The organism is Lentibacillus sp. CBA3610 (assembly GCF_013373365.1).
GTDB lineage: Bacteria > Bacillota > Bacilli > Bacillales > Amphibacillaceae > Lentibacillus.
This window is the reverse complement of the sequence record NZ_CP035925.1, coordinates 3,060,131-3,076,752: the sequence shown is the minus strand read 5'-3', so window position 1 is coordinate 3,076,752 and position 16,622 is coordinate 3,060,131. Positions and strand designations below refer to the sequence as shown.

Below are 16,622 nucleotides of genomic sequence, written 5' to 3'. Positions count from 1 at the left end.
CAGCCCTGAATTAAAAGGGTTGATATTGTTTACCCTTCCTTTGAGCATGAACAAGGGAAAGAGGCAAGATGAATATATTATCGGAAGGATGAAGAAAAACCACGGAATTTTTTAATAAATTTTCTTTCAATTAGATTATTTTCCATGTATTATTTAGGTAATTAGATATTTTCCTAAATAATGAATGGAGAAAACCAAATTGGATCCTACACGTACTTTTAAAGCACTCGCCGATGATACACGTCGAGATATTCTGGAATTGCTTCGGGAAAAAGATATGACAGCGGGGGAAATTGCTGACGCCTTTGAGATGACGAAACCAAGTATTTCCAATCATTTGAGCCTCTTGCACGGTGCAGATCTTGTGTATCGTGAGAAACGCGGGCAATATGTCGTGTATTCGTTAAATATGACATTATTTCATAAAGTGGTCTTATGGTTACAAAAATTGAGTCAGAAGGAGTCAGTTGATGAAGAAAAATGGATGGGCGATGATATGGATACTTGCGACTATAGTAACCCCTGTGATGTTACATGCAGAAAACGATGTATCTATTGGGTTTTGGATTACGGGGCAGCCGATGAATTTTGGAGAATTACAGACAGCTCTATTTTTCCCGCTTCTCTCTGTCGGCATTTTTGCTTTGTTTTTCGGATTACGCTATTTTAACAGTATAGGTCCAAAACATATTCCGCTTTTCCAAACGGTTCAAAACAATGTATTGTTTCTTCTATTTGGCGTGCAGGTGGTATTGTATGGATACGCGGATGGGTGGATCGCAACACCTTATGTTGGGATCGCCTTCCTGGTTGCCTGGATCTATATTATCATCGGGAACCAGCTCCCGCGCCTGGATAAGGACTATTCCTTTCCTGCATCGATTGCCATTAAGGATCCCAAGAAGGTCAGGGGGCTGACGAAAAAGCTGGGTTTGGTTTTTTTCATTACCGGGCTTATTCTTCCACTAATTGTGCTCATCCCAGCATACCTTCATACCATCAGTTTTACATTGATTATGATTGTTAGTGCATTTTTACAGGTGAAGATTGTTTTGAAAAACATATCCTATGCTGCAAACGCCAAGCATTAACCGATAATTCCTGGTGAATGATTAAAGTGCCAATCAGAAAAATGTCAAATCAGATAATCGTTAACAGCCGTAACACAAGAACATGCAAAATCTTTTTAGAGTCTTCATGCATGATAATATGAACAAACAAAAACCACTGAGTACACCAAGCAGGGATAAAAGTACAAAGGGGATCATTATGCTAAGAGAAGCCTTTCATGTTGCTGTACCAACAGCGTTTTATCAAGATGAATCCTTAAATATTCAGGGAACCATCGAACATGTAAAAGATCTGTATCAGCAGGGTGTCAAGTCTGTGCTTGTCTCAGGTACGACCGGCGAACAGCATAGTCTGACTCTTAAAGAGAAAATCGAATTAGTGAATGGGATAGTATCGGAAACAGAACTTATGAATCATATGGAAATCATATTTGGCGTATCGTCGATTAGACAGAAGGAAGCAGAAGAACTCGCTAAAACAATTCAAAATACGCCGATATCCGGTATTATGCTTGGCTATCCGCCTTATGTTGTACCGACGCAGGAAGAAGCACTCGTTTATTCAGAAAAGGTTATTAACCTGAGTCAAAAACCTGTTATTTTATATAACAACCCAAAACGAACCGGATTTGACTTATCAGCACAAAGTATTACGCATTTAAGCAAGACAGAATTTGTGATGGGTGTGAAAGATGCTGGTGGTGAAGAAAAGGTCAAACAGTTAAAAAGCGATATTAAACGAGAGGACTTTTATTTTTATGCAGGGGGCGAAGAGGATTTAGAGGAAAAAGTGTCTTATGGGATTAACCGTCTATCGTCAATTGCTGGCAATGCAGCACCTGTGGAAATCTCCCAATGGTTTCATAAAATGCTTACGAATCAAAACATGACGGAACAAGAAAGCGTGAAGATAGAAACCATTATGGGACAGGTTTATCAAGGAAATCCTATCGTAAACGTGAAAGACATGGTTAACCAAAAAGGTATCCCGCTTGGCATTTGCAGAAGTCCGATTGGTAATTAGATATTGAAACAGGGGGAAAAGAAGCACTCCCCCCTGATTGACATATCACGTTACCTGGTCCAGCGCCTGCGCTAAATCCTCTTTGAGATCATCGACGTGTTCGAGTCCGATCGATAGACGTAAGAGATTAGGCGGCGCTGTCGTTGTACTGCCTTCAACGGAAGCACGGTGTTCAATAAGACTGTGCGTTCCACCCAGACTTGTCGCACGAATCAGCAATCGTAAATTTGCAGCAACAGCCATTGCCTCACGCTGACCACCCTTCACTTGAAATGACAGCATGCCACCGAATGAGCTCATTTGCCGTGCTGCAATAGGATGACCCGGATGACTAGCAAGACCAGGATAATGAACAGCTTCGACATTCGGATGACGACTTAAAAAATCCGCAATGGCCGATGCATTGGAACAGTGGGTCGTCATACGCGGGGCAAGTGATTGCACACCACGCAATGCAAGCCAGCAATCGAATGGAGAAGGCACAGCACCCTTTGAATGCTGCCAGGCTCGGAGATTGGTGAGCATCGGGCTATCGGTTCTTGCGACAGCTGCACCAATCATCAGATCACTGTGACCGCCAATATATTTCGTCGCGGCATGGACCGAGAAATCAACGCCAAGGGAAAGTGGACGCTGCAGAACCGGCGTTGCCCACGTATTGTCAACGACAGTATAAGCCCCGGCCTGCTGTGCTATTTTGGCAATAGCTTCAATATCGGTAACTTTCACAAGCGGATTAGATGGTGTCTCGATCCATACCAATCCGGTTGGCACTCTTTTGACCGCTTCCTCAACTTGATTGAGATCTGTCATGTCAATAACGTCGATATCGAAATTTGTACCGATATCCGTGTCTGAAAGTAGAGAACGGATCCCATAATACATATCGTTCGGCATAATCACCCGGCGTGGTTTATTAGCAGGAAGCGCTTCGATTACAGACGAGATGGCTGCCATCCCTGATGCGAACGAGACACAGTCATACCCGTCCTCCAGCGATGTGAGGCATTCTTCCAGAGCCCGGCGATTCGGATTATTTTCACGACTATAGACGAATTCATTTGGATACGATCCATCTTCAGCCCGTTCGAACGTGGTTGAGAGATGTATTGGCATCGTTACCGCACTGGTTGTGTTATCCACTGAGCGGCCGGCGTGAATCGTTTTTGTTTCAAAACGCATCGTTATTCCCCGCTTTCAAAAATGGTTGTGATGGTATGTCTCAATGTATCTGAAAATAGTTCTTTAAGTATATAGTATAATATAACCTGACATCTAAAAAGATACAATTTAAAATAAATGAACTTTAGAGGCGTCTGTAAATTGCCTAGTTGTGGGAAGATGCAGCAAAACAGCCAGGGAAAACAAAAATTTTTAGAAAAATAATTATACGAACCCTTATTCCGATTAGTGACTTCTGCTATAATAAGGTTAGCAATCGAGGCGAGAATCATCCCTTTATCAATGGGGAGATGTTCACAGTCAAATCCTGCTAATAATATTTGTTGAGTTTACGGATAATTCTAACTCTTAATAAATGGGGGTCACAGGTGAGATGAACGACGATGAAAAGATTATGGAATTGATAACAGGATATGAGGAAAAGGGTAAGAAAGAAGGTGAGGAGGAAGCAAAACAGGAGATTGCCATAGAAATGTTCAGAAAAGGGTATATATTTGACGTTATTATGGAGATCACGCACCTTGAAAGGGAAAAAGTAGAGGAATTGCAGTCTGAGTTCTATCGAAAGGAATTGGGTGTGACAATTTCCTATGAGGAGAAAGGAAGAAAATTAGGCGAACAAAAAACCAGAAAAGAAGCAGCTGTTGAAATGCTGAGAAAGAATATTTCGATTGAGCGTATTGTTGGTTTGACGCATCTTGAAAGGACGGAAATAGAAAAACTGAAGAATATGTAATTTACCCCCAGGATTTGACAGATGATCCCGGGGTTTTTCATCGGGAAAATGAAAACTTCAGACACTTTCATCCGTACAAAATAAAGGAATTTCAAATATTCTTATCGAATCAGTTAATGTCGGATTTTAAAGGAGATGCGATATGTCTGATTTTACTGTGAATATATTTCAATATAGAGGAAGTTCGTATCAAATCGGGCTGAATCTTGGCCGGAAGCTGATTGGCACCCGTATTCCACAGATGTTTGAAAACATAACCTGCCCGGTAATTGATGTGGACAATATGAAGGCTATTTACCGGTCGTTTGCACCGCATTTGCTGGATGAGCTGGAAGGGCTGGCGGATGGTCTGAAGATTCCATGGGTAAAAGCGGCTGCACTGTTCAGTGGGTATAACCTTCCGAAAGTAGGAGCGCTGGGCTGTTCGGCCATGCTCACGGATACTTATTATGTTCGGAATTACGATTTTTCGCCCGATCTTTATGACGGTTATTTCAGCCTGGTTCAGCCGGAAGAAGCGTTTGCATCAGCGGGGTACAATCTGCAGGTGCTCGGCAGACATGACGGTGTCAATCAGCATGGGCTTGTCGCGGGTCTTCATTTCGTGAGCAATCATGGCTATACAACCGGCATTTCGGCTTGGACGGCGGTGCGGATGGTACTCGATACGTGCTCGACAGTCCCGGAAGCAATCGATATGCTGAAGGCGATTCCGCATGCTGCTTGCTATAATTTTTCCATAGGGGATCAAGGCGGAAGTGCTGTCATTGAGGCAAGTCCGGATGACGTGGTGATCCGGCGTGACCAATCGTTTTTGACGTGTGTTAATCATTTTCAGAACGAGTCCCTGCAAAATAAAAACGGACCTGATTTCACTCACTCTGTTGATCGCCATACATATTTGCAAACGATGGACGGCAAAAAGCTGCCGCAGGAAGAAGCATTTGACCATTTCCGGAGTAACGCATCACCGCTTTTCTATACGGATTATGATGATTTGTTTGGTACGCTGCACACATTTTCGTATGGCTACGAGGATTCACGGATACTGACCGCTATAGCCCAAAGTGATCAGGTGCTTGATATTGATTTTGACAAATGGGTTGCGGGAAAAAATATGCGTGTTTACAATTTGCACGGTAAAATAGGGCAAACCGAACAGTAAGCAGCAGATGGGAGTGATGACTTATGGATCATATGGGAATTGGGCCTGATTTCTGGCTGAAATTCTTGGGACTTATAGGTGGATTGGTGCTGCTGATCTATTGTTTCAATACGATCATGCGTAAGGTGCTGAATGTTGAGCGCAGGAAATTTTTCGCAGGCAATGACCATATCAATTCGGTCCATAGAAAAGGTGACTGGATTATAAGGGGAATAAGTGTTGCTGTGATTATTGTCATTGCCATTTTAGGAATTGGACATATGCCGCACCAGTCTTATTCGTTAGTATTGTTTATCGCTTCCGTGCTATTAGCGGCGCTTGGTGAAGTCTTTCGTGCGGTCATGGAGTGGAAATATAAAAAGGAAAGCAATGATTATCTGTTTACGATCAGCCAATTGGTATTTCTGCTTGCTGTCACCTACTTTGCGCTGGAATCAGGTGGGTTTGGATTGTTTGCGTTTTAAGAGGGAAAGTGTTGATATGTAAGAGTAAAATACGTTGATAGAATGCGGAGTGCGCCGATAAAGTCACCAATAAATGGCCAGGAAAACACCAGCAACGTATTTCAATTTAAACACGGAGGTCAACAATAATATGAGTCAAACAAAAATAGGCATCGATGCCGGGGGGACACTCATTAAAATAGCATATCCGGAAAATGAAAGGATTCACTATCAGTCGTTTCCGTCACGGGCTATGGATGATGTCGTATCATGGATTACCAATCATTTTGAAAATCCTGCCATATGTATCACCGGCGGGAAAAGTCATGCACTGGTAGAGAGACTGGATGTTTCGGCAAAATCCGTCGTCGAATTCGATGCCACCACAAAAGGCATTGCCTATCTGGCAGATCAGGAAAACCGCCCATTGGACGATCATTTTCTATTTGTGAATGTGGGCACCGGAACATCGATACATTATGTGAATGATGGAAAGCAGGAGCGGGTTGGCGGCTCCGGTATCGGCGGCGGTACATTGCTCGGGCTCGCTCATTTGACAACCGGTATGAAAGATTATGAAACGATCATTCAGACTGCCGGCGATGGTAATCGGGAAAATGTCGATCTCAAGGTGAAGGATATTTTTGAAGGAGCGGTGCCGCCCATTTCCGGTGATTTGACCGCCAGCAACTTCGGGAAAACAGAAACAATGATTGAACAACCGCCTTCCGAACCGGATATACTGGCATCCATCATTGGTCTCATTGGGGAAGTGATTGTGACAATCAGCAGTCAACTGGCCGTGCAATATAATACAGAGACGATTGTCTATATCGGGTCATCTTTCCGCTCCAATCCACTTTTGCAGGAGATTATAGAAACATATACAAGGATGATTGGAAAGGAACCGGTGTTTTTACAGAACGGTGAATACAGTGGGGCCGTTGGCGCGTTGTTGGCGATTGACTAATATTGCTGAGTTGGAAGGCTGGTTATTTGATCGAACTAGATTCAAGGTGAAAACCGCTAAATCCGATCGAGTAGAAATGGATAAATCTGATATAATAATATTATATTTCACTGGGAATAGATTTCTGAAGCTGATATTTCTTAAGTAAAATGGCAGGTGTACATGTAGCATGACTTTAGAAGGCAGTAGTCCAGCTATCATTATTTTTATTATCGCTATTGTTATGGCATTGGCTGTCAGTTACCTGTATGGTTGGAAAATGATTGAAATGACCGGCTGGTTCGGATCCCAGGTTTTTGTCGCGGGTTTTATTAATTTATTTTTATGGGTGTGTGCGATATTTGGCTGGTTTCTTTATTCTTGGGGGATAAATGAGGAGCTCTTTTTCGGCGGCCTGGTATTGGGAGCAATTTTGCTTGTTGTCAGTGAAGCAGCTCTTATTATAACATTATTCGTCCGACGGGATAAATTGATGGAAGCCTATCATAAACAGACAGGCACTAGTGTGTCTGAGCAGGAATGAATCAATAGTTACTATGGATTTTGGGGGGATGGAACGATGGGGAAACTTTCCCGGCTTGGCAACATCATTTTTTTTACAGGCTTTTTACTTTTTATTTTTGGAATAGTATTTAATGAAACACTGGGTACAATTTCAGATGGACCCGAAATTTTCGCTTCTTTTTCTGCACCCGCGATCATAATCGGTGCCGTCCTGATTCTTATGTCGAATTTCTTTATAAAAAGGAAGAAGGATTAACCCGTTCGTGGTTATAGGAATATATCCATTTGAAAGAAAAGGAGACCTTTAATCAACCCCAGCCACTTTTTGTTTCATTCGCCGATAATACAAACCTGACTTCAGGCAGATCAAGCCGAACTCAATAATGACAATCCCAAACAAGATAGTATTGAACCAACTCAATGTGTCTATTCCACCGGTTTGGGCGAGATGGATGTTCATGACAATCAAGCCGATGTACATAGCAATAAGCGGGCTGAATATCGCCAAATGGGTTATCGTAACGCTTCTGGCATGTTTCAGCATATGCTTACTGTCACTGTACAGCTGCGGCGGCTCTTCACTGTCCTGGTATTCTTTAGCCCAGATGGCCCATTTGGTTTGGAAAGAACCACTCGTATACATCAGTCGCCACCCTGCCTCTTTGTGTATCGCAAAATAATTTTGATTGCGAGTGGTTTGGTAATCGGCGTTATAGCTGACATTTCGCGGTTTTCCTGCTACAAAATGAAATCGGACTCCAGCCATGCTGATGCGAACTAGGTTATAGCCATCTTGTTCCATTTTCTCAAGCCACTGTTTCAACTTATCAGGTTCATAATTCCAGCCAAATTTCCACTTTGTTTTCACGTTGCCTGCTGATTTACTGGCGGAGATCATATCAAATTCAGTGACTTCAGGGTTTTCGGAAAGCTGTTTGACAGATCGATAAAGTTTAATCGCTGAGTATGGCACGAATGTCCACATCAGAATCCAGGCAGCAATTGTTATGACCCAAAAAGGGCTTCCTTCCACATTGAAACTCCCGCCCTCGCTCAATAGGAGAATGGATCCGCTTATAAAAAGAAAAATAATAAATGTTAAGAGATGATAAAGAAAGATACCGCCAAATATATTCATAACTATTTTGTTGCGCTTGATGATACCATCCCGAACCGGAAATCTGCTGATATCTTGTACCGGTTTCCCGTTACGTAAAATATGCCACTTGTTATGCTGAAATACGTCCTGCCATCCATCATCCGTCAACGCTGAAGACAGTTCATCCGTTTCATATTGAATACGAAATGTCACATCGGCAGGTTCCCCTTTTTCAAAAAAGAATTGCCGGGTTACGGTGTTCAGTTCGCCAACATGCCATCCCTGTGCTGCCATGGAAGTGAGCCAATTTTCCGTTTTCGTGATGTCATAACTCCAGAATGGCTTGAACTTTTTCAGCATCATTAAAAGGCCTCCTCAAATTTTACGGCATTTGCGTGCAGCTCTTTCAGCCGGTCAATTTCTTTATGTATGACGTTTCGGCCTGCATCGGTGATTTCGTAAATCTTTTTGCGTTTTTCATCGGCATAGACAGTAATAAGACTGTCCCGCTGCATTTTCGTCAGTGTTCCATAAACCGTCCCGGACCCCAGTCGTAGCCGTCCATTTGTCAGGTGTTCAACATGCTTGATAATCCCGTATCCGTGACGGGGTTCAGTCAGCGACAGCAGGATATAAAATGCGGTTTCGGTCATGGGGATGTATGATTTCATTAATTTTGTCTGTTTCATTTGTTTCATCCTTTAATATGTCACACCACGACTATATCACGATGCGACATACATAACAATAATAATTTCAATTCGTATACTTTTTAATTCTGGGCAGTTACAGTGAATTGAACTATCAGGAGTGGGTCGTTAATCTCCGCATATAATTGGCGGAAAGATTCAAAAAACGGAACTGAAAACTAATCCAGTTCGTATTATAATGATAGAAAAGCAACGACCAATTCGGGGGGATTACTGTGAGCAATAACGATAAATCCGAAAATAAAATGGCTATAGGGATGTGCCTGGGTGTCGGCGTTGGTGTGGCATTTGGGTTGTTGTTTGATAATCCTGCAATTGGCATGACGCTTGGTATTGCTATAGGCGCCGGGGTTGGAGCTTCTATGGGAAATGGGAAGAAAAAATGATAAGGGGTTAACGATGAAGATTCAAAACGAAAAAGAACTGCTCGAACGGGTTCAACGGGATTAATTGTTCAATTTTAAAAGGGTTCACGGGATTCAGCTGGAATAAGTACTATAGCTGAAAGAGGGGTATCGGTTATGGAACGGAATGCTATGAACAACTTCATGCTAATGATTTTATCAGTCCTATTATTAACTGGCTGCGGGTCAGGAACAACGGAGGATGATACAATGAATGGAGAAGGACCAATTACCAGGGAACAAACGGATCTACCGTTCAGCACGATTGATGTTGATGAAGCGCCGGACAGGATTGGAAAATGGATTGAAAAGAACAGGTCTGAGGAAGCGAAAAAGGTTTTCCATGTGGACGGGAAGACTTATGTGATCATTTTACTGGGTGAAAAATCAACTGGTGGCTATCATGTTGAAATTGAACAAATACAGCTCTCCAAAATTGTTTCCCCTGAATCTGAAGCAGGTCCTGGAACTGTTGAGGTCACATATAATGTCACTGAACCGGAGGAAGGAAGCTTTAATATACAAGCACTCACTTACCCAATGGCGATTGCGGAATTGGGCCGCGAGCTTGAATATGGTTTCCAGTTTAATTCACCGGCAAAATCAGGTGAACTGAAAGAAAGCCAGGATCAACCTGATGACAATGATTCATCAAAACAACAGGCAAGTGATGGAGGCCAAAGCGTGCTCGTTTCACCAGAGGAGCTAACGAGTGATGGAGAAATCAAAGAATAGCTGTATGAAGGGAAGTGACCAACCTGAGGGTTAGGCCAATTGACGTAAGTGATGCGGAAAAATTTCTGGAATTGAGTAAACGAATTGATGAATCCGGATTCATGCTGCATGAGCCCGGCGAACGGAAAACAACCGTCGAGCAGCAAAAGGAAGCTATCACAAGAATTGGATCTGAGTCGCGGTCAGTCTTTTTTGTAGCGGAAGCCGATCGCGGGCTCGCCGGTTTTATAGCGGCATTTGGCGGTAAAATGAAACGGAATTGTCATTCGGCATACCTCGCATTGGGTGTTCATGATGCGTTTCACGGCCAGGGCATCGCAACAAAGCTTGTTATGAGAGTCTTTGATTGGGCCGAAGCCAATGGCATATCAAGGCTGGAACTTACGGTCATAAAAGATAATGTGAAGGCCGTTAAGCTTTATCAGAAAATGGGCTTCCAGATTGAAGGCGAGAAAGTCCATTCATTAATGATCGATGGGAAGCCAGCGAATGAATATTATATGTACAAGCTGGTGTAGTTTCTGGCTGAGGTACAAGGTGGATAAACCAGACGATATGGATATTTTCCCCTTTTTGCGCTGTAGATTCGGGTGAAATCGCTGTAGTTTGCAGCGCGCCGCTATAGATTGATGGAAAATCGCTGTAGATAAAGTGAGAATCGCTGTAGTTAAAGCAGGAACCGCTCTAGATCAGACCAAAATCGCTGTAGTTTTCCATAAGCATTGGATTAATCACTAACGGCATCAAGGCCGGTGGAGGCTTGGGATAGATAGAGCTTGGATAAATTGACAGATTTGTGGTCTTTTCTGTCCGCCAGTGGTATAATAACCTAAACGAGGAGGGGGAGAAGCTCGATGGAAGAAACGTTAAATCAGATTTTAAGTGAATTGAAGGAATTACGGACGGGTTTAGACAGCGTACGCACAGATGTAACGGACGTACGCACAGAGATGACTGATATGCGTACAGGGATGACTGATATGCGCACAGATATAACTGATTTGAAACAGGGGCAGAAAAGAATTGAAGACGGTCAGGAAAGGCTTCAAAAAAACATGGTAGCCAGCTTAGGTGACTATACTGAAAAAATCATTGGCCATTTTGATGATAAAACAGATACTCTGAACAATCGTGTATTCAACGTCGAAACAGAAGTGAAAGGTTTAAGCAGGCAGCAGTGAGATAAATCATTGCTGTTTTTTTATTGGATTTTCCCATTATGGATATTTCACACATAATAACACACCCTAAATATATAGAGTTTTTATAAAAAAGGTGGGGACCAGACAAATGAACGTAGCAGATATTATGACAGTGATAGGGTTTGTTGTTGTTTCAATCATTGTGCTTATCCTTTTGGGCATTGGCATATACATATACTTTGTCGACCGTACACAGCGCCAGCATCCGGTGCTCCGCAATTATCCGGTTGTTGGCCGGGCACGCTATTTTTTTGAAAAAATCGGTCCGGAGCTGCGGCAGTATTTTTTCAACAATGACCGTGAAAGCAAACCGATTTCGCGGGAAGAGTTCGGGCATATCGTGAAAAAAGCAAAATATAAACGGGATGTTGAAGGATTTGGCTCCCAGCGCGACTTTGAAAAAGAGGGTTATTTTATCCGTAATAGCATGTTTCCGAAATTGACTGAGGAATTGGAAATGGACAGGGAGTCAAAAGTGACGACTAATCGCTATTTATTGACCAAAGATCCGTTGTTTACGCAGCGGGAAGAGCATTTGGAAGAAGAGAAGTCGCCGGTTTATCTGCTTGATGAAGAAGATACGATTGTGATTGGCGAGAATTGCAGGGAGCCGTTTAAACTGCGCGGGCAGATTGGTATGTCGGCAATGAGCTATGGATCGCTTGGTGAACGGGCGATTACAGCTTTGTCAGAAGGGCTTGGGATTGCCCAGGGTACGTGGATGAATACAGGAGAGGGCGGTCTATCGGATTATCATTTAAAAGGCGGCACCGATCTTATCATGCAGATTGGCCCTGGAATGTTCGGACTCAGGGATAAGGAAGGCAATTTCAATTGGGATGAGCTTAAGGAAAAAAGTCAGATTCCACAGCTAAAGGCGTTTGAAGTGAAATTAGCCCAGGGTGCGAAAACACGCGGTGGGCATGTTGATGCTGAGAAGGTGAACGAAGAAATAGCACGGATCCGGATGGTTGAACCGTTTACGTCTATCGACAGCCCGAACCGTTTTCCGGAATTCGGTGATTTTCCTTCATTGTTTGACTTTATTGAACGTGTGAGGGACCATTCCGGAAAACCAGTCGGTATGAAAATCGTCGTGGGGAGTCACTTCGAAGCAGATGATTTGGCAAAAGCGATCCGCGACACTGGTAAAGGGCCTGATTTCATCACAATCGATGGCAGTGAAGGCGGTACGGGCGCCTCATATCAGGAGCTGACCGACAGTGTCGGTCTGCCAATTAACTCGGCCCTGCCTCTGGTCGACAACGCACTAAAAAAATATGGTGTCCGGGATCGGTTGAAAATCATTGCTGCCGGGAAACTGTACTCGCCTGATCGGGTGGCTATTGCCCTGGCCATGGGTGCTGACCTTGTGAATATTGCCCGCGCATTTATGATCACGGTCGGGTGCATTCAGACGTTGAAATGCCACTCCAATATTTGCCCGGTAGGTGTTGCCACGACCGATCCGGATTTACAAAAGGCACTTGTTGTTGACGAAAAGAAACACCGGACCGCCAATTACTTGATTTCCATGCGCAAAGGATTATACCGGGTAGCAGCGGCCGCGGGACTTGAATCGCCACTGCATTTTAAGCGCGAGCATGTGGTGTATAAGGATGAGAAAGGCAAAACGTGGTCGCTTGATGACATTTACCAGTCGATGATCGAGCCGGGTGGTGAAGGGTCTATGAATGCGTAAATTTAAATAGTACACGGCCCGCGATAAGAGCATTTTAATTGACCGGAAATACAAACAGGCATATAATTAATCTGAATTCAGATGTTTTTAATTAAAAATAAATTATCGCTAAAACATATCTGAAAACACAAAAAGAAAGAAGGATTCTCATGAGCAGATTTGAAGGCCAAGTTGTATTAATTACTGGCGGTGGTTCAGGTTTGGGACAGGCTGCAGCTATTAAAGCGGCTAAAGAAGGCGCTAAACTGTCGTTGGTCGATTTAAACGAGGACGGTTTACAGGATACGCAGAAAAAAGTAAAGGAAGCTGCACCTGAGGCGGAAGTGCTTTTGCTGACAGCTGATGTTTCGAATGAAGAAGCAGTACAACATTATGTGAATGAAACGGTTAAAACATACGATCGAATTGATGGGTTTTTCAATAATGCAGGTATTGAAGGGAAACAAAATCTGACCGGAGATTACGGCAGTGATGAATTCCAAAAAGTTGTCAACATCAATCTCAATGGCGTCTTTTATGGGATGAAATATGTTCTGGATGTTATGAAAAAACAAGGATCCGGCTCTGTTGTCAATACAGCTTCTGTCGGCGGAATCCGTGGTGTCGGCAATCAATCAGGTTACGCAGCCAGCAAGCACGGTGTTGTCGGACTGACCCGGAATTCAGCTGTTGAGTATGGGGAATATGGTGTGAGCATTAAAGCGATTGCCCCGGGTGCGATTATGACACCAATGGTTGAAGCGTCATTGAAACAAATGGGCGGTGAAGACAATTGGGAGGAAGCAGGTAAAGATTTCGTTAGCTCCAATCCAATGAAACGGTTTGGAAAGCCTGAGGAAGTTGCCAATCTGGTTTCCTTCCTGTTGTCTGACGAAGCCGGATTTATCAACGCGGCTGTCATTCCAATTGACGGCGGACAATCGTACAAATATTAAATTAGAAGTTTATGAAAACCGGGCAGATGAGAAGTATTTTGTTTCTCCTGTCCGGTTTCCTATAAGTAAGTCCCGGAACATTCAACAAGGAGATTGCAGTTGGGCAATCTCCTTGTTTGAATTTTTTATGAAGCTTAATCTATTTAGGACGCTTCAGCGGTTCTTATCTTGTGTGCCAAATAAATTTTCTTGGTAATCAGTGTCTGTCCAATAATGAATAATCCCCCGACAGCCCAGTACAAAGGCAGTGCTGCCGGTGCATTCAGGGAGATAATGCCAATCATAATCGGCGACATCATGCCTATTATGGCCATTTGTTTTTTCTGCTGTGGGTCCAGGCCGATTTGCGATACTTTAAACTGGACAAAATAGATGACAACTGCCAGGATGGTCAGCAACATGTCGGTTTCTCCCAGGTCAAACCATAAAAACTGATGTGCCGCAATCTCCGGTGTCCGGTGAATCGCATAATAGAAAGCAATTAGAATTGGCATTTGAATCAGCATTGGTAAACATCCGGCAAATGATGCAAGCGGGTTGAAATTGTGCTTTTGATAGAGCTGCATCATCTCCTGCTGCATGTTCATTTGTGATTCTTTGTCCTTTTTATCCTTGTATTTAGATTGGATTTCGTCCATTTCCGGTTTGAGTTCTTGCATCTTATCCTGCATTTCGAGACTGCTCTCGTCTGTTTCAGCATGAACGGCATGACAGCAAGTCGGATGATAAGTGTCATGATAATTATCGACAGCCCGTAACTCCCATTCAAAAATGATGCCAGCCCCTTAATCAAAAGGGAAAAATTGTAGACAAAGAAGTGATTGAAAAACCCTTCCGTGTCAGCATCGATAGGCTCATCGAGTGATCCGCAGCCTGCCAGGAAAATGATAAAGATCAGTCCAGTCCCAATCAGGCTATATTTTTTCGCAAATGTGAATACAGATTTTCGTTCCATTTATGTCCTCCTCGTTTTTTCATCATTGTTTTGAAAAAAGAGAAGGTATGGTCGTCGGTATCGTCATCCGGTGCATCAATTCGCTTGGCTTTTGTCACAATCCAGTCCATGATGTCCGTCGTCCCCCCGATTGATTCCTGAATTGGGGCGGACTGGATTTGGATGGCATGGGACTTTTTTGTAGACACATGTGCATGTCCGATGAATTTATGCAAACCGAACTGTGTGAACTTAACTGGGCCGAGAACAGACAGAAAGACGCTAAAATAAAAATATAAAGGAGACGTTTCGGCAAATAGTTCACTTAGCATTTCAATGATCATCTGTATTCACCTCCTTTGTCGCATTCAAATATTCTTTCATATTGTATGATACTACAAAGTGATGATAATCGGAAGGGTACGGGTTTAAGAAGTTTTTTTGTTTGAATTGACCAATCATATGGAATAGTTAGGATACAAAAGAAATCAATTCGTGTGACATGATGCATGTGGAATCTGTTAAGAGGAAGGAGCATCATTTTTTATGGGGATTTATCAATATGAGGACATGAAACGCTATAATCAGTTTTTACTTGTTATCGGGATTGTCGTAATTGCATTTAATTTGCGCGCGGCTATCACTTCTGTTGGCCCATTGGCAAACGTCATCGGTGACGATATGGGACTCGCCAGCTGGAGCGTTGGAATCCTGACCAGTTTACCGCTTGTGGCATTTGGCGTGATGTCGCCGATTGCTCCTAAACTCGGATCCAGGTACTCAAATGAAGTCGTGCTCATTGCCGGCATGATGGTGCTTCTCGCTGGGATACTGGCACGTTCGATACCAATGGTTCCGTTCCTCTTTGGCGGGACAGTGCTGATTGGGCTGGGGATTGCTGTTTCCAATGTCCTTCTGCCCGGCGTCATTAAGGAAAGGTTCCCAAATCGGGTCCCGCTCATGACGAGTGTCTATTCGATAGCGATGGGGTTCGTGGCTGCATTGGCATCCGGTGTCAGTCTGCCTCTTGCGAATACGGCTGGTTTGGGGTGGGAGGTGTCTCTGGCTATCTGGGCACTGCCTGCAGCAGCTGGAATTGTCATCTGGATTTATTTTGTCAAGCAGCGCAGATCCGCCAATGAGGTGAGCGTTCATTATGTCGCGGCCAGCGATGTGCGGATGTGGAAATCGCGTCTTGCCTGGGAAGTGGCTGTATTTCTCGGACTGCAGGCGTTATTGTATTATGTCATAATTGCCTGGCTTCCAGTTATTTTACAGGACTATGGTGCAAGCGGCGGGACTGCTGGCTGGATGCTGTCATATGCACAATTTATCGGATTGCCGGCCAGTTTGCTGCCGGTAGTTGCCGGAAAGCTGAAATCACAAAGCGGTCTGACAGTCGGCATTTGTCTGCTGGCATTTGCAGGAACGGCCGGATTATTGTTCGGACAATCCAATTTTATCATGGTTACGAGTGTCACGTTACTTGGTATTGCTATGGGTGGCTTGTTTCCATTGTCACTGGCCTTTTTAGGTATGCGGACAAGTGATGCACAGCAGGCGGCGGAGTTATCCGGAATGGCACAGGCGCTGGGTTATTTTCTGGCTGCATTGGGACCGATTTTTATCGGCTTTTTGAATGATATCACCATGGGCTGGGAAATACCGCTGATCATGATGCTTTTCGTGTCGCTGGCCATGGCGATTGTCGGTTTTGGTGCTGGCCGGAATCGGACTGTTGGGGATGAATTTACAGAAATGGCTGAACGTGATGACGCAAATGCCAGGGAAGATGTACGTTGACAGA

The 16,622-nt window shown here is 43.7% G+C and carries 20 protein-coding genes and 1 pseudogene; 15 read left to right on the top strand and 6 right to left on the bottom strand.

The window, feature by feature from the left end:
• Positions 1–184 precede the first annotated feature (184 nt).
• The 3 genes and pseudogenes from Len3610_RS21195 to Len3610_RS15080 all read left to right on the top strand — a co-directional run.
• Positions 185–442, top strand: a pseudogene (locus Len3610_RS21195) (autorepressor SdpR family transcription factor); the annotation flags it as partial.
• Between the two features lie 28 nt (positions 443–470).
• Positions 471–1,091, top strand: a complete 621-nt coding sequence (locus Len3610_RS15085; RefSeq protein WP_255259933.1) for a hypothetical protein — start codon at positions 471–473, stop codon at positions 1,089–1,091.
• 118 nt (positions 1,092–1,209) lie between these two features.
• Positions 1,210–2,094 carry a dihydrodipicolinate synthase family protein gene (locus tag Len3610_RS15080; RefSeq protein WP_255259644.1) on the top strand — a complete coding sequence of 295 codons (885 nt, stop codon included), beginning with the start codon at positions 1,210–1,212 and terminating at the stop codon, positions 2,092–2,094.
• A gap of 45 nt (positions 2,095–2,139) precedes the next feature.
• Here the strand turns inward: Len3610_RS15080 and Len3610_RS15075 are convergent, their stop codons facing one another.
• Positions 2,140–3,276 (bottom strand): trans-sulfuration enzyme family protein, encoded by a 1,137-nt coding sequence (locus Len3610_RS15075; RefSeq protein WP_176448690.1) that lies wholly within the window; start codon positions 3,274–3,276, stop codon positions 2,140–2,142.
• Positions 3,277–3,649: 373 nt separating this feature from the next.
• On the opposite strand from Len3610_RS15075, the gene Len3610_RS15070 reads away from it, so the two are divergent.
• The 5 genes from Len3610_RS15070 (at position 3,650) to Len3610_RS15050 (ending at position 7,113) form a co-directional block, all read left to right on the top strand.
• On the top strand, positions 3,650–4,012 hold the full coding sequence (locus tag Len3610_RS15070) for a hypothetical protein (protein ID WP_176448689.1): 363 nt from the start codon (positions 3,650–3,652) through the stop codon (positions 4,010–4,012).
• 142 nt (positions 4,013–4,154) lie between these two features.
• A complete protein-coding gene (locus Len3610_RS15065) occupies positions 4,155–5,177 on the top strand; it encodes a C45 family autoproteolytic acyltransferase/hydrolase (protein ID WP_176448688.1) in 1,023 nt (340 codons plus the stop codon).
• Between the two features lie 23 nt (positions 5,178–5,200).
• Positions 5,201–5,641, top strand: a complete 441-nt coding sequence (locus tag Len3610_RS15060; protein WP_176448687.1) for a DUF4181 domain-containing protein — start codon at positions 5,201–5,203, stop codon at positions 5,639–5,641.
• A 130-nt stretch (positions 5,642–5,771) separates the two neighbouring features.
• On the top strand, positions 5,772–6,590 hold the full coding sequence (coaW, locus tag Len3610_RS15055) for a type II pantothenate kinase (protein ID WP_176448686.1): 819 nt from the start codon (positions 5,772–5,774) through the stop codon (positions 6,588–6,590).
• Positions 6,591–6,759: 169 nt separating this feature from the next.
• Complete coding sequence (locus Len3610_RS15050) at positions 6,760–7,113, top strand: hypothetical protein (protein ID WP_176448685.1); 354 nt, start codon at positions 6,760–6,762, stop codon at positions 7,111–7,113.
• An 11-nt stretch (positions 7,114–7,124) separates the two neighbouring features.
• Here the strand turns inward: Len3610_RS15050 and Len3610_RS15045 are convergent, their stop codons facing one another.
• From Len3610_RS15045 to Len3610_RS15035, 3 genes are all read right to left on the bottom strand, one after another.
• Positions 7,125–7,292, bottom strand: coding sequence for a hypothetical protein (locus Len3610_RS15045; protein WP_176448684.1), 168 nt, complete (start codon positions 7,290–7,292; stop codon positions 7,125–7,127).
• Positions 7,293–7,398: 106 nt separating this feature from the next.
• Entirely contained in the window at positions 7,399–8,556 is a 1,158-nt protein-coding gene (locus Len3610_RS15040; RefSeq protein WP_176448683.1) for a DUF2812 domain-containing protein, read from the bottom strand.
• Positions 8,556–8,882, bottom strand: a complete 327-nt coding sequence (locus tag Len3610_RS15035; protein WP_176448682.1) for a PadR family transcriptional regulator — start codon at positions 8,880–8,882, stop codon at positions 8,556–8,558. Before Len3610_RS15035 ends, Len3610_RS15040 begins: the two co-directional genes overlap by 1 nt.
• Before the next feature lie 236 nt (positions 8,883–9,118).
• Here Len3610_RS15035 and Len3610_RS15030 point away from each other — a divergent pair, with 236 nt between their 5' ends.
• From Len3610_RS15030 to Len3610_RS15005, 6 genes are all read left to right on the top strand, one after another.
• A complete protein-coding gene (locus Len3610_RS15030) occupies positions 9,119–9,289 on the top strand; it encodes a glycine zipper domain-containing protein (protein ID WP_176446156.1) in 171 nt (56 codons plus the stop codon).
• Positions 9,290–9,424: 135 nt separating this feature from the next.
• Positions 9,425–10,042: a protease complex subunit PrcB family protein gene (locus Len3610_RS15025; RefSeq protein WP_176448681.1), complete on the top strand. Its 618-nt coding sequence runs from the start codon at positions 9,425–9,427 to the stop codon at positions 10,040–10,042.
• 14 nt (positions 10,043–10,056) lie between these two features.
• Positions 10,057–10,560 (top strand): GNAT family N-acetyltransferase, encoded by a 504-nt coding sequence (locus Len3610_RS15020; RefSeq protein ID WP_255259643.1) that lies wholly within the window; start codon positions 10,057–10,059, stop codon positions 10,558–10,560.
• Between the two features lie 336 nt (positions 10,561–10,896).
• Positions 10,897–11,223 carry a hypothetical protein gene (locus Len3610_RS15015; protein WP_176448680.1) on the top strand — a complete coding sequence of 109 codons (327 nt, stop codon included), beginning with the start codon at positions 10,897–10,899 and terminating at the stop codon, positions 11,221–11,223.
• Positions 11,224–11,332: 109 nt separating this feature from the next.
• Positions 11,333–12,946: an FMN-binding glutamate synthase family protein gene (locus tag Len3610_RS15010; RefSeq protein WP_176448679.1), complete on the top strand. Its 1,614-nt coding sequence runs from the start codon at positions 11,333–11,335 to the stop codon at positions 12,944–12,946.
• A 149-nt stretch (positions 12,947–13,095) separates the two neighbouring features.
• The gene (locus Len3610_RS15005) at positions 13,096–13,881 is read left to right on the top strand and encodes an SDR family oxidoreductase (protein ID WP_176448678.1); all 786 of its coding nucleotides are present in this window, start codon (positions 13,096–13,098) and stop codon (positions 13,879–13,881) included.
• Between the two features lie 143 nt (positions 13,882–14,024).
• On the opposite strand, the gene yidC is transcribed toward Len3610_RS15005, so the two are convergent.
• Together yidC and Len3610_RS14995 are read right to left on the bottom strand one after the other, a co-directional pair.
• Positions 14,025–14,552 (bottom strand): membrane protein insertase YidC, encoded by a 528-nt coding sequence (gene yidC, locus Len3610_RS15000; protein ID WP_369693592.1) that lies wholly within the window; start codon positions 14,550–14,552, stop codon positions 14,025–14,027.
• Positions 14,553–14,790: 238 nt separating this feature from the next.
• Positions 14,791–15,159 (bottom strand): hypothetical protein, encoded by a 369-nt coding sequence (locus tag Len3610_RS14995; RefSeq protein ID WP_176448677.1) that lies wholly within the window; start codon positions 15,157–15,159, stop codon positions 14,791–14,793.
• Positions 15,160–15,361: 202 nt separating this feature from the next.
• On the opposite strand from Len3610_RS14995, the gene Len3610_RS14990 reads away from it, so the two are divergent.
• Positions 15,362–16,618: a CynX/NimT family MFS transporter gene (locus tag Len3610_RS14990; protein WP_176448676.1), complete on the top strand. Its 1,257-nt coding sequence runs from the start codon at positions 15,362–15,364 to the stop codon at positions 16,616–16,618.
• Positions 16,619–16,622: the final 4 nt, after the last annotated feature.

Coding starts and splice junctions, on each gene's coding strand:
- Len3610_RS15085 (WP_255259933.1), top strand. CDS start 471: ATGAAGAAAAATGGATGGGCGATGATATGGATACTTGCGACTATAGTA.
- Len3610_RS15080 (WP_255259644.1), top strand. CDS start 1,210: ATGAACAAACAAAAACCACTGAGTACACCAAGCAGGGATAAAAGTACA.
- Len3610_RS15075 (WP_176448690.1), bottom strand. CDS start 3,276: ATGCGTTTTGAAACAAAAACGATTCACGCCGGCCGCTCAGTGGATAAC.
- Len3610_RS15070 (WP_176448689.1), top strand. CDS start 3,650: ATGAACGACGATGAAAAGATTATGGAATTGATAACAGGATATGAGGAA.
- Len3610_RS15065 (WP_176448688.1), top strand. CDS start 4,155: ATGTCTGATTTTACTGTGAATATATTTCAATATAGAGGAAGTTCGTAT.
- Len3610_RS15060 (WP_176448687.1), top strand. CDS start 5,201: ATGGATCATATGGGAATTGGGCCTGATTTCTGGCTGAAATTCTTGGGA.
- coaW (WP_176448686.1), top strand. CDS start 5,772: ATGAGTCAAACAAAAATAGGCATCGATGCCGGGGGGACACTCATTAAA.
- Len3610_RS15050 (WP_176448685.1), top strand. CDS start 6,760: ATGACTTTAGAAGGCAGTAGTCCAGCTATCATTATTTTTATTATCGCT.
- Len3610_RS15045 (WP_176448684.1), bottom strand. CDS start 7,292: ATGATCGCGGGTGCAGAAAAAGAAGCGAAAATTTCGGGTCCATCTGAA.
- Len3610_RS15040 (WP_176448683.1), bottom strand. CDS start 8,556: ATGATGCTGAAAAAGTTCAAGCCATTCTGGAGTTATGACATCACGAAA.
- Len3610_RS15035 (WP_176448682.1), bottom strand. CDS start 8,882: ATGAAACAGACAAAATTAATGAAATCATACATCCCCATGACCGAAACC.
- Len3610_RS15025 (WP_176448681.1), top strand. CDS start 9,425: ATGGAACGGAATGCTATGAACAACTTCATGCTAATGATTTTATCAGTC.
- Len3610_RS15015 (WP_176448680.1), top strand. CDS start 10,897: ATGGAAGAAACGTTAAATCAGATTTTAAGTGAATTGAAGGAATTACGG.
- Len3610_RS15010 (WP_176448679.1), top strand. CDS start 11,333: ATGAACGTAGCAGATATTATGACAGTGATAGGGTTTGTTGTTGTTTCA.
- Len3610_RS15005 (WP_176448678.1), top strand. CDS start 13,096: ATGAGCAGATTTGAAGGCCAAGTTGTATTAATTACTGGCGGTGGTTCA.
- yidC (WP_369693592.1), bottom strand. CDS start 14,552: ATGCAGGATAAGATGCAAGAACTCAAACCGGAAATGGACGAAATCCAA.
- Len3610_RS14995 (WP_176448677.1), bottom strand. CDS start 15,159: ATGATCATTGAAATGCTAAGTGAACTATTTGCCGAAACGTCTCCTTTA.
- Len3610_RS14990 (WP_176448676.1), top strand. CDS start 15,362: ATGGGGATTTATCAATATGAGGACATGAAACGCTATAATCAGTTTTTA.